At 62.4% G+C, this 10,384-nt stretch carries 13 protein-coding genes and 1 tRNA gene; 10 read left to right on the top strand and 4 right to left on the bottom strand.

Annotated features, from left to right (window positions below; translation table 11 throughout):
* On the bottom strand, positions 1-1,011 hold a 1,011-nt coding region (locus tag AC1DJB_RS18955; RefSeq protein WP_441438432.1), incomplete at its 3' end, for an NAD(P)/FAD-dependent oxidoreductase.
* A gap of 279 nt (positions 1,012-1,290) precedes the next feature.
* Here AC1DJB_RS18955 and nirD point away from each other — a divergent pair.
* Together nirD and AC1DJB_RS18945 are read left to right on the top strand one after the other, a co-directional pair.
* Positions 1,291-1,665: a nitrite reductase small subunit NirD gene (gene nirD, locus AC1DJB_RS18950; RefSeq protein ID WP_284988777.1), complete on the top strand. Its 375-nt coding sequence runs from the start codon at positions 1,291-1,293 to the stop codon at positions 1,663-1,665.
* A gap of 40 nt (positions 1,666-1,705) precedes the next feature.
* On the top strand, positions 1,706-2,968 hold the full coding sequence (locus AC1DJB_RS18945; protein ID WP_441438433.1) for a plasmid pRiA4b ORF-3 family protein: 1,263 nt from the start codon (positions 1,706-1,708) through the stop codon (positions 2,966-2,968).
* A 91-nt stretch (positions 2,969-3,059) separates the two neighbouring features.
* On the opposite strand, the gene AC1DJB_RS18940 is transcribed toward AC1DJB_RS18945, so the two are convergent.
* Positions 3,060-3,147 (bottom strand) — tRNA-Ser (locus tag AC1DJB_RS18940).
* 112 nt (positions 3,148-3,259) lie between these two features.
* Between AC1DJB_RS18940 and AC1DJB_RS18935 the strand changes: the two genes are divergently transcribed.
* The 6 genes from AC1DJB_RS18935 to AC1DJB_RS18910 all read left to right on the top strand — a co-directional run bounded on the left by AC1DJB_RS18935 (position 3,260) and on the right by AC1DJB_RS18910 (position 7,450).
* Positions 3,260-4,243: an NAD(P)H-quinone oxidoreductase gene (locus tag AC1DJB_RS18935; protein WP_059388640.1), complete on the top strand. Its 984-nt coding sequence runs from the start codon at positions 3,260-3,262 to the stop codon at positions 4,241-4,243.
* 35 nt (positions 4,244-4,278) lie between these two features.
* A complete protein-coding gene (locus AC1DJB_RS18930) occupies positions 4,279-4,860 on the top strand; it encodes a PadR family transcriptional regulator (protein ID WP_441438434.1) in 582 nt (193 codons plus the stop codon).
* 34 nt (positions 4,861-4,894) lie between these two features.
* Positions 4,895-5,353 (top strand): GNAT family N-acetyltransferase, encoded by a 459-nt coding sequence (locus AC1DJB_RS18925; RefSeq protein ID WP_307053098.1) that lies wholly within the window; start codon positions 4,895-4,897, stop codon positions 5,351-5,353.
* Positions 5,354-5,379: 26 nt separating this feature from the next.
* Entirely contained in the window at positions 5,380-6,033 is a 654-nt protein-coding gene (locus AC1DJB_RS18920) for a bacterial proteasome activator family protein (RefSeq protein ID WP_059388643.1), read from the top strand.
* Between the two features lie 8 nt (positions 6,034-6,041).
* On the top strand, positions 6,042-6,494 hold the full coding sequence (locus AC1DJB_RS18915) for a hypothetical protein (RefSeq protein ID WP_441438435.1): 453 nt from the start codon (positions 6,042-6,044) through the stop codon (positions 6,492-6,494).
* 116 nt (positions 6,495-6,610) lie between these two features.
* Complete coding sequence (locus AC1DJB_RS18910; protein ID WP_476910691.1) at positions 6,611-7,450, top strand: aldo/keto reductase; 840 nt, start codon at positions 6,611-6,613, stop codon at positions 7,448-7,450.
* Positions 7,451-7,549: 99 nt separating this feature from the next.
* Here AC1DJB_RS18910 and AC1DJB_RS18905 read toward each other — a convergent pair whose 3' ends face one another.
* Both AC1DJB_RS18905 and AC1DJB_RS18900 read right to left on the bottom strand, forming a co-directional pair.
* On the bottom strand, positions 7,550-8,065 hold the full coding sequence (locus AC1DJB_RS18905) for a DUF7793 family protein (protein ID WP_284988784.1): 516 nt from the start codon (positions 8,063-8,065) through the stop codon (positions 7,550-7,552).
* A 212-nt stretch (positions 8,066-8,277) separates the two neighbouring features.
* On the bottom strand, positions 8,278-8,454 hold the full coding sequence (locus AC1DJB_RS18900; RefSeq protein ID WP_059388645.1) for a CsbD family protein: 177 nt from the start codon (positions 8,452-8,454) through the stop codon (positions 8,278-8,280).
* A gap of 248 nt (positions 8,455-8,702) precedes the next feature.
* On the opposite strand from AC1DJB_RS18900, the gene AC1DJB_RS18895 reads away from it, so the two are divergent.
* Both AC1DJB_RS18895 and AC1DJB_RS18890 read left to right on the top strand, forming a co-directional pair.
* Positions 8,703-9,113 carry a hypothetical protein gene (locus tag AC1DJB_RS18895; RefSeq protein WP_284988785.1) on the top strand — a complete coding sequence of 137 codons (411 nt, stop codon included), beginning with the start codon at positions 8,703-8,705 and terminating at the stop codon, positions 9,111-9,113.
* A 78-nt stretch (positions 9,114-9,191) separates the two neighbouring features.
* Positions 9,192-10,232 carry a matrixin family metalloprotease gene (locus tag AC1DJB_RS18890; RefSeq protein WP_441438436.1) on the top strand — a complete coding sequence of 347 codons (1,041 nt, stop codon included), beginning with the start codon at positions 9,192-9,194 and terminating at the stop codon, positions 10,230-10,232.
* Positions 10,233-10,384 lie beyond the last annotated feature (152 nt).

Raw genomic sequence — 10,384 nt, 5'->3', positions numbered from 1 at the left:
CTTGGTGGCGGTGTCGAAGCCGGGGAACGTCGCTTGGCCGCCGTGCAGCCGGTCGGCCACGATCTCAGCCATGGTGTTCGCCGGAGCCACGAGCCCCAGGCACATGCCATCGAAGTTGGCGACTTCACCAATGGCGAAGATGCCGGGGATCTCGGTTTCGCAACCATCGGAAATGACAACACCGCCGCGAGGGCCAATCGTAAAGACCTGCTCCTCACCCTCCGCTGCACGGAAGAGCTCGTCGCGGGGCCTGACCCCGATCGCGACGATCACGATGTCGGCGTCGATGATGCGGCCGTCAGCCATGAGGACGCCGGTGACCTGGCCGTCGTCGGACAATACTTCCGAGGGGAACACGCCGCCGTGGATTTCGAAGCCTTTGTCCTTGATGAGCCGGCCCATTGCCTGGCCAGCGCCTTCGTCGAGCTGCGTTGCCATCAGCCAAGGCGCACCGTCGATGACGATCGGGGTGGCGCCAAGCCGCTCAGTCCCGGCGGCCGATTCAAGGCCCAGGAGGCCGCCGCCGATTGTGACGGCTTTGATCCTGCGTCCCAGTTTCGCGGTGAGTTCGGTGATCGCCTTGTTGATGGCCCAGACGTCTTCGAGCGTTCGGTAGACGTGGGTGTGTTCGGCGCCCGGGATCGGGAGGCGCGCGGCGTTCGAACCCGTCGCGACCACGAGTGCATCGTATTCGTAGCTGTTGCCGGCAGCGGTTTCCACGGACTTGGCTTCGGGGTTGATCTTGACCACCCGCTCGCCAGTCCGCAGGTCCAGGGCATCGTGGTCCCACATCGACGCGTGCCCGAGGGTGAGGTCGTAGTCCACCTCGATGAGCGCCTTGCTCAGCGTGACCCGGTCATAGGGAAGGTGCGCTTCCTCGGTGAGGACCGTGACGTGCCAGCCCTCGAGGCCGCGGGTATGCATGGCATCGGCAAAACGGTGGGCCGCAGGGCCTCCGCCCGCGACGACAATGCGGCGCGGGTTCTCTGAAGGGGAAGTATGTCCGGTCACTGGCGGCCTTTCGCATGTGCCGCAGAACCGTCATCCGCGACTTGTCACTTCAGACTAAAGACGCGCAGTTTCGCGTCAGTTTCCCTTTTGTTTCGGGGGCTTAACTTCGGCATCACGGTGAGGATTGCGGTTATGTGAGGTCTCCTTTACGAGCAGGACACATTGATTGCATTCCGGCGAAACATGGCGGGCCTACCGTGAAGTTGTGGCCGCAAACGGCCCGTGCCGGATGGCGGAATTGGATCCGCCGGACCGGCAGGCTAAGCGATAGGGGCTGAAATGACCGTAATTCTGGATCGTGAAAAGGAACAACAGCAGAGCGCACCGACCGCGTCGGGCTGGCACCGCGTCTGCGCGATCGACGAGCTGGAACCGGCCTGGGGCGAAGCTGCCCTGGTCGGAGGCAGGCAAGTAGCGCTCTTCCGCACCACGCCGGATGAAGTCCTGGCCGTATCCCAGCAGGACCCCGCAACCCTCTCCAACGTCATGGCGCGGGGAATCGTCGGTTCCCGGGGCAGCCGTCCCACGATCGCCTCGCCGCTTCACAAAGAGGTGTACGACCTGGAAACCGGCGAATGCTTTACCAACCCCGAACTGCGGCTTGCAAGCTACGCCACCCGTTTGGTGGACGGATATGTCGAAGTAGCCGTCTAGGCTGCATCAGGGCGCTGCCCCTACTGGCAGAATGGCCGATATGGACGCACCCAAGCAGTTTCCCGCCGTCGAGCTCCGCATAGAAATTCGCGATACTGAACCGCTCATTTGGAGGCGGGTGGTCCTCCCCGAGTCGGCCACCGTCGCTGTGCTGCACGGAAGCATTCAGACGGCCTTCGGTTGGAAGGATTGCCACCTTTACGGCGTTAGCGGTGTCGATCGTAAGGGCGTCCGCCGGATCATCATCGGAACCGACGACGACGGCGTGCAACCCGGCGCCGAGCTTGCTGCCGACGTCGGGCTGCTTGAGCTCATTGACCCGGCCCGGCCGGGTAAAGCTCCGCTGGAGTACGAGTACGATTTTGGTGATTCGTGGATTCACGAGATCGAGGTCGTGGGCCCGGCCACTCTCCCTGAAAACACCGTTGCCTGCCTCGATGGCGCGATGCGGGGACCCCTGGAAGACTCCGGCGGGGCAGCGGGCTACGCGAATGTGGTGGCCGTGCTTGGCAACCCTGGCCACTCCGAGCATGGCCAGTGCGCGAAGTGGCTCGAATTGGTAACCCATCAGCCGGCAGCCGATTTCGACCCCACCGACTTCGATCTCGTCGCGGTGAATGGGCAGCTGCGCCAACTGGCACGACGGATCTGGCCGGGCGACGCTACACCGGAAGACAGGGAGACCGTCCTTGGCCCGGTTTCGTGGTTTCTAAATGCAGCACACCCGGACGGGCTGGAACTGACATCCGCCGGCTACCTCAAACCCGCAATAGTCAAACGGGCCATGACCCAGCTCGGCTGGGATGATGAGTGGCCGATGCCGGGGCGAAATGAAAACAACGTTGTTCCGATCCTGGACCTTCGTGAACAACTGCAGGATTGGAAACTGTTACGCAAGTTTAAAGGAAGGCTGGTCCTCACCCCCGCTGGCCGTCACGCTGTGCAGGATCCTGCAGCCCTGTGGGACTATCTGGCCGAGCGGTTCGCCTTTCCGCAGCACGGCGTCGACAAAGAGGTCATGCGCCTGCTGGTCCATTGGGCTGTTAGCGGCGAGGCGCCCCCGTACAACGTGCGCCGGGAAGTGATTCAGTCGGCGCTCCACGCAAAGGGTTACCGGATGCCTGGCGGCACCGAGATTCCCTTGGATGACGCCTGGCACCTGGATCTGGACAACAGCCGGACCCTCCGGTGCCTGGCGTTGCGGGAGTCGGCCAGCTGGAGTCTCCGGAACTCGGAACTGTCTGACGGCGGGCTCAAGTTCCTGCTCGACGTGCAGCGCCGATTCGGGGACCGCAGCTACTGAACTGGCTAGCGCCGTCGAAAAAGCAGCAGATGCCCACAAGAAGCGATTCTGTGGGCATCTGCTGCCAGTTCGCGCCTTAAAGCGCGCCACGCGGAAGGTAAGGGATTTGAACCCTTGGTGCGGGGTTACCGCACACTGGTTTTCAAGACCAGCTCCTTAGGCCGCTCGGACAACCTTCCCTGCCTAGTAGTGTTTCATAGGGAGTTGGCTGTGCCAAAAACCTGCCTCCGCGATTAACGCGGTTAAGGTGTCTGAAAGGCCAATTGCACTGAGCAAGATCGGGAGCACTCTATGAAAGCCGTCTACATCTCCGAACCGGGCGGACCCGAGGTTCTGGAAATCCGCGACGTCCCTGCTCCGGTTCCCGGCCCCGGCGAGGTTCTCATCGACGTCGTCGCCGCAGGTCTCAACAGGGCCGATGTCCAGCAGCGCCGCGGTTTCTACCCGCCACCACCGGGAGCGTCCGACATTCCCGGCCTTGAAGTCTCCGGCCGGATTGCAGCGTTCGGGCCCGAGGTGAGCAAACCGTTTTCCGTGGGTGACAAGGTAGTGGCGCTGCTTTCGGGTGGCGGCTATGCACAGCAGGTTGCTGTCCCCGCGGAGCAGGTCTTGCGATTGCCCGACGGCGTGGATCTGGTCACCGCCGCGTCCTTGCCTGAGGTAGCCGCCACGGTGTACTCGAACCTCATCATGACTGCACAACTGCAAGCGGGTGAGACGGTACTGATCCACGGCGCCACTGGCGGCATCGGCACCATGGCCATCCAACTCGCCAAAGCGTACGGTGCCACGGTCGCGACGACGGCCGGAACGGCCGAAAAGGTCGGAACCGCGAAAGCCTTCCTCGGAGCCGACATCGCCATCAACTACGCGGAAGAAGATTTCGCCGAAAGCCTCAAGGCACAAAACGGCGGCAAAGGCGCGGACGTGATTCTCGACGTCGTCGGTGCCAAATACCTGCAGCAGAACGTGGAAGCACTCGCGGACTACGGAAGGCTGGTGGTGATCGGGCTGCAGGGTGGCGTCAAGGGCGAACTCAACCTCGGCCAGCTGGTCAGCAAACGTGCGGCGATCATCGGCACAGCCCTGCGCCCGCGGCCGGTCGCCGAAAAAGGTGTCATTATGAACGCCGTCCGCGAATCGGTCTGGCCGATGCTGGCCGACGGCCGGATCAAGCCGCTTGTGGCCAAGTCGTTCCCTTTGGAGCAGGTCCGCGAAGCCCACGAGTACTTCGATTCCGGCGAGCACATGGGCAAGGTCCTTCTGCTGCTCTAGCGACATCCGCAAAACCGGCAGCACGAAGGAGAGCGATGTCCATCCGGTACAGCATCCTGGCATTGCTTCAGGAGCAACCACGCTACGGATACCAATTGCGGGCGGCGTTCGAGGAACGCACGGGATCCGTCTGGCCGCTGAACATCGGGCAGGTGTACACCACGTTGAACCGGCTGGAGCGCGACGCTTTGGTCCGCAAAGAGGGCGACGACGGCCGAGGCCACGTGCTTTTCAGCATCACCGACGCGGGGACTGCGGAGATCCGCCGATGGTTTTCAATTGCGGTGGATCGTGGAGCGCCGCCGAGGAACGAATTGGCCATCAAGCTGGCGTTGGCCGTCTCGACGGCGGGGACCGACGCACACGCTCTCATCCAGGCCCAACGTGAGATATCCCTGCGGGAACTGCAGGAGTACACACAGGATCGCAAGGACCTGGCCGCCAACCAAAGAGTGACCGATACCGCCAGGCTGCTTGTCCTGGACTCCCTGATCTTCCATGCCGAGGCGGAGGCCCGCTGGCTGGATCTTTGCGAAGCCAGGCTGGTCCAGCAGTCGAATGGCGCCAGCAATGGCGTGATCGGAATCGTCCGCGGCAACGGGACAACCACCGCATAGACTGCTCCGCAGGGGAGGTGCTGACATCGAAACATTGACGAATGCCGACGTCCGGATCCGGCTGCTTGGTCCCGATGACGCCGGCGCGCTGATCAGCCTGGCGGAGATGGATAACTTGTTCGACGAAGATCCTTCAGTCCCGCCGTCGGGCGCGTTGACGTACGACGGCGCCCGCTCCTTCCTGGGCGACGCCGCCGTGCTGTTTTGGCTGGCTGAGCTCGGCGGGGGGATGGTGGGATTCCTCCACTGCTGCATTCAGCGCCGCCGTAATGCCGGGCCCTGGGCGGAACTGCTCCTCATGGAAATGGGGACCCATGCGCAGTGGCGCCGCCGCGGTATCGGCCGGTCCCTTCTGGCAGTCATGGAGGAGTGGATGCGGGAACACGGGCTGGAAGAAGTCTGGGTCCCGGCCAACCTCTATGCAACGGGTTTCTACGAAAAATGTGGTTTCGCTAAGGACGAAGGCGAAATACTGGTCAAGGCGCTGGGCTGAGTTGCGGCACATGAGAGTATAAACGCATGAGCGATCAGGACGACACTCAACCCAGTGGCGAGAGTTTTGACGACATCCCGGTGGAGGGCACAACCTTGGACGCTGGCACGGCACAGAGCACATCGGAAGCGGGCCCCAGGGCCGACGGGAAGCCTGGCGCCAAGAAGGGCAGCACCCTCCAGGACCTCGTCGACGAACCAGCCAAGGTCATGCGGATCGGCACCATGATCCGCCAGCTCCTCGAAGAAGTGAAGAGCGCTCCCCTGGACGAGGCAGCGCGCGGACGCCTTGCCGCGATCCACGAACGCTCCATCAAAGAGTTGGAAGAGGGCCTCGCTCCGGAACTAGTGGAGGAGCTGGAACGTATCAGCCTCCCTTTCCCTGAAAATGCGACCCCTTCCGACGCTGAGCTCCGGATTGCGCAGGCGCAGCTTGTCGGCTGGCTCGAGGGCTTGTTCCACGGAATCCAGACCGCCATCGCCGCCCAGCAGGCAGCCCGGGAGCACGCTGTTGCCCAGCTGCAGCTTCGCCAGCTCCCGCCCGGAACCATGATTGCTCCCGGAGTCGTTATCGGGGAGAACGGTGAGCCCCAGCGTGCCCACCTTCCCGGCAAAGAAGCGGAACCAGGCAAACCTGCTCGAGTTGAAGATCCGGACCACGGTCCGGGCCAGTACCTCTGAGCGCTGGTTTGGGATTCTTTGGGGCCGTCCGGCAGGGGCGGAAGGATGACGCTGAACTTGGCAAAGGATTGTGGCGCCGTGCCCACGACCGATTTCACCGCGGCCTTGATCGCTATCACCAGGTGCTGGAAGGTGTCGAAGACGAGCAGCTCTACGGCGAACTCGTAGCCATTGCCAACGAACTGGCGGACTTGTCGTCCAGGGTACGTGCGGTCTGCGTGGAGGCCCAGCTCCGTTCGCCCAGTGACGGGCTGGATATTCCGGGATCGCTCGCAGGTGTCCACCGCGCGCTGTCCAAAGCGGGTAACTCTCTTGCCACGACGGCGGAGGCGGCCGCGATGCTGCGTCTCGCCGTCGGGCCCGTTCCTGTGGGTGCGGCTTCGGTACGGCGACGCGCCGAAGCCGTTTACGAGCACGTCGAGGATGCCGAACGGTTGCTCGGGACCAAAGCCGGCTCATAGAGTTCGGCGAGTTAGGTGCAGACGCGTCTATTCCCACGTAACAACTATTAAGCGCCTAGCTTAGAGGGGCTGGAATCCGTAGCCACTCCGTGTGCACGGCTGGCAGGATGGAAGCCATGACTTCGTCACCGAACCTTACTTTTAACGACGGCAACTCCATCCCCCAGCTCGGCTACGGGGTGTGGCAGGTTGATGACGATGTAGCCGAAAAGGTGGTGCGTCGGGCCTTCGACGCCGGCTACCGCCACATCGATACCGCCAAGATCTACGGCAACGAGGCAGGCGTAGGACGCGCCATAGCATCCTCCGGCCTCAAGCCCGAGGAAATCTTCATCACCACCAAGCTGTGGAATGCGGACCAGGGCTACGAGTCCACGTTCGCGGCTTTCGAAGAGTCCATGAACCGCCTCGGCCTGGAAACCCTTGACCTGTACCTGATCCACTGGATGCAGCCCAAGCAGGACAAGTTCGTGGACACGTGGAAGGCCCTCATCGAGCTCCAGAAGCGCGGACGCATCAAGTCCATCGGCGTCTCCAACTTCAGCAAGGAAGGCCTGCAGCGCCTGATCGACGAGACCGGCGTGGTTCCGGCGATCCACCAGATCGAGCTCCACCCGTTCTTCAACCAGTCCGAACTCCGTGAGTTCGCCGCTGCCCGGGGCATTTTGACGCAGGCCTGGTCGCCTCTTGGCCAGGGTGGCGAGCTCCTTGAGAACGCCACCATCGCGCAGATTGCTGCCAAGCACGGCGCCACCCCGGCGCAGGTGGTTATCGCCTGGCACCTCGCGATCGGCAACGTTGTGATCCCCAAGTCCGTGACCGAGTCCCGGATCCAGGAGAACTTCGCAGCCCTTGGCGTCACCTTGGATGAGGCCGACATCGAGGCCATCAACGGCCTGGACCGAGGCGCCGAAGGCCGCATCGGACCGGATCCGGCAGTCTCGGACTTCGCATAGTTCTTAACTCGCGCAGTTCACAACGCGGGATCTCGCAATGCGGGGTCACTTACGGCCCATTCAGCGGCACCAAATGGGCCGTAAGTGACCCCGCGTTGTTCAGAGGGGAGGGCTTGGGGCGGTGTACTTCGAAGACGTCCTGGTGCCGGATTTTGCGGCATCAGGACGCAGCTCGCGCAACCACCCCCAGGCTTCTTGTTCATCGGAGAAATACCGGGTGGGGCACTGCGGTGCGGGGAGCCCGTGCCTGCCGTGGGCAATGACACGGTCCACCGGCGTGCTACCCAGAATCGCGAAGGCCGTGATCGTGGCCGCTTCGCTGAAGAATCGGACGGCGTCGCGGCTGACAGACTCGACGCCGATGACCTGAAGTAGGACCGCAGCGCCCCTTCCGCCCGTCAGCGCCAGGTACCGCTCCTGGACAAGACCCCCGTCTTCTGCGGTGATTCGGCCTCCTGGGCGCAAGATGATCCTGAGGATCCCTTCACCTGCGTCCTCAATCCTGACATTTTCATGTTCTGGGCTGAACCCCGCTCCACCGCCGTCCACGCCGGAAACGGTGTCGACCTCTGCGTCGTGGTGTAATTCGCCCTCGGACTGAACCAGCGTTGTCATCAAATCCCCCAGATGTGATTTCACTGCGACTCCATTGACACAGTCCCCGGATGAGCAACATCGGGTGTGATCACAGTAACGGTGAGGTTGCCCGGCGTCCATGATTAGTAAGTATGCGGAGTGTTTGCCCGCGGGAGCCCGTCTGGAATCAAGTACCGGGCACGGCGAAGGGCGCACCCCGCTGGGATGCGCCCTTTGCTCTACGGGTCAGGTCAGTCCTTTTTGAAGGCGTCCTTGACCTTCTCGCCGGCCTGCTTCAAATCGCCCTTGGCTTGGTCGGCCTTGCCCTCCGCCTTCAGGTTTTCATCGCCTGTGGCGTTCCCGGCAGCTTCCTTGCCCTTGCCGCCAGCCTTCTCGGCAGCGTTCTCAATCTTGTCGCCTAGTCCCATGGTGTTTCCTCCTCTGGTTCGGCAGCCGATCGATACGGCCGTTACTACATACTAAGCATGCTTCGGGTTTGGATTTCAAATCCGATTCGGCCTTCCCGATGGCTAGGCGCCTCTACCACCCCGGGGACTCGACGACGTTGCCGTCACTCCGGAGGCACCCCGCCGGATGAGGCCAGGTTCTATCGTCGGTTCGACATTCTTGGTTCACTAGCAAGAAACGCACTTTGCAACGCGGATCGGGGCGCCTCATGGATGATCGTCGCACGGGCTTCACTGTTGCATTCCCCGAAGCGAGGAAATACAGAGCCGTCAGGATCATGTCGGGAGTTTTCTTCCTCCTGTTCTGGATCCTGTCGGGTGTCACCTTGTTCGGGTCGGCTGAACTTCCCAAATGGCCTCTGTTCATCGTCGCGGGAATCGCGGTGGCTTTCTCTTTCGGGTTGTCCACGTACGAGAAACGGAAGTGGAAGGGGCTTGCTCTCATCTTCAACCGCAGATTCGCCGATGAGTTCACAGCGCACACCGAGTGCGACTACCCGCAGGATGTGGACATCTTGAGCGTCCAACGGTCCATCGCCGTCCGAAGGCTCGACGGGTCCGTCTTGCTCTGGGGCGTAAGCCGGTCCAAGGATGGATTCAGAGTATTTCCGATGACCTAAGAGCGCGCGTTGTTCCGAAGGCCCTTGATGTGGCCCGGAATATGGGATGTCTGTTCGGACGGGGGATAAACTCTGACGATGGGGGATTCGAGGGACAACGAAGGCATCTTCGGGGAGATCACCGGAGGCTCGGCATCTGGGCCGCGGAAAGTGCCGGAACGTATTCCGCTGTGGAAGCTCGAAGAAATGCTGGGAGAACGTACGCCGACGCCGACTGCCTGGCGCGAAGCAGCTGATCCTACCCCGCGACCCAAGAAACTGCGGCGGGTTGCTAGAGCTGTTTCGATCGTCGCCGGGATTGTTGTGCTTCTGGCTGGGCTCTATTTCGTAGGCCCCTTTGTGCCCGGGCTGAACGGACTTGGTGGACTAAATGGCATCGCCAATCCGGGTGCGATCGGGCCCTTGGCACCCGGCGGTCCTGCAGCCGGCGCAAAGGATCATCCACCGGCGGGTATCGGGGAAAACCCGAGCCCCCTTGGTCAGCCTGCACCGCTGACCGTGACCAGCAAGTCATACGCCTTCCTGCAGAAGGGTGAGGACGGCAGTCCGGTCACCTATGATCCGTGCCGGGCGATCCATTACGTCACCCGCCCCGACAACTCACCGGCAGTCGGCCCCGAGCTCATCCAGGAAGCTGTCACTGCGATCTCCCACGCAACTGGACTGACCTTCGTCAACGACGGCGACACGACAGAGGCTCCATCCGCGGGCCATCGGTCATATCAGAAGGATCGGTACGGGGACCGTTGGGCTCCGGTGCTCATCGCCTGGGAGACCCACGCCGAACAACCGAAATTCACGAATCCCGCGCAAGGGGAAACTGTCATGGGCCTGGGAGGCAGCGAAGCTGTCAGCTTTGGGAATACCGGCTTCACCTACGTCAGCGGGCAGGTGGAGCTGAACGGCCCTGCACTCCAACGGATGTCGGCGGAACTCGGAACGGAACAGGTGAGGGCTGTGATCGAGCACGAGCTCGGTCACGTGGTTGGCCTGGACCATGTCAACGACCCTAGCCAGATCATGAATCCCTCGGAGACCCCAGGAGTGGTTTCGTTCGGCGCCGGCGACCTCACCGGGCTCTCCCTCGTTGGTCAAGGAAAGTGCCAGCCCACTTTGTAGGGGAGCGGGACAGGCACGCTCTATCCTACGATGCGCTCCTTGACCCCCATTTGCTGCCGAACGCGTCGATTGCTCCTTGCAAGAGGGTCTGGATTGCATGAGGGCCGCCGTCGGGATTTGAGAGATCCCGGATGGTCAATGCAGCGGTCCGC

Source organism: Arthrobacter sp. 01T428, from assembly GCF_056398685.1.
The sequence above is the reverse complement of the archived record's forward strand: the minus strand, read 5'-3'. Positions and strand labels throughout refer to the sequence as shown.

Coding starts and splice junctions, on each gene's coding strand:
- nirD (WP_284988777.1), top strand. CDS start 1,291: ATGACCGTAATTCTGGATCGTGAAAAGGAACAACAGCAGAGCGCACCG.
- AC1DJB_RS18945 (WP_441438433.1), top strand. CDS start 1,706: ATGGACGCACCCAAGCAGTTTCCCGCCGTCGAGCTCCGCATAGAAATT.
- AC1DJB_RS18935 (WP_059388640.1), top strand. CDS start 3,260: ATGAAAGCCGTCTACATCTCCGAACCGGGCGGACCCGAGGTTCTGGAA.
- AC1DJB_RS18930 (WP_441438434.1), top strand. CDS start 4,279: ATGTCCATCCGGTACAGCATCCTGGCATTGCTTCAGGAGCAACCACGC.
- AC1DJB_RS18920 (WP_059388643.1), top strand. CDS start 5,380: ATGAGCGATCAGGACGACACTCAACCCAGTGGCGAGAGTTTTGACGAC.
- AC1DJB_RS18910 (WP_476910691.1), top strand. CDS start 6,611: ATGACTTCGTCACCGAACCTTACTTTTAACGACGGCAACTCCATCCCC.
- AC1DJB_RS18905 (WP_284988784.1), bottom strand. CDS start 8,065: ATGACAACGCTGGTTCAGTCCGAGGGCGAATTACACCACGACGCAGAG.
- AC1DJB_RS18900 (WP_059388645.1), bottom strand. CDS start 8,454: ATGGGACTAGGCGACAAGATTGAGAACGCTGCCGAGAAGGCTGGCGGC.
- AC1DJB_RS18895 (WP_284988785.1), top strand. CDS start 8,703: ATGGATGATCGTCGCACGGGCTTCACTGTTGCATTCCCCGAAGCGAGG.
- AC1DJB_RS18890 (WP_441438436.1), top strand. CDS start 9,192: ATGGGGGATTCGAGGGACAACGAAGGCATCTTCGGGGAGATCACCGGA.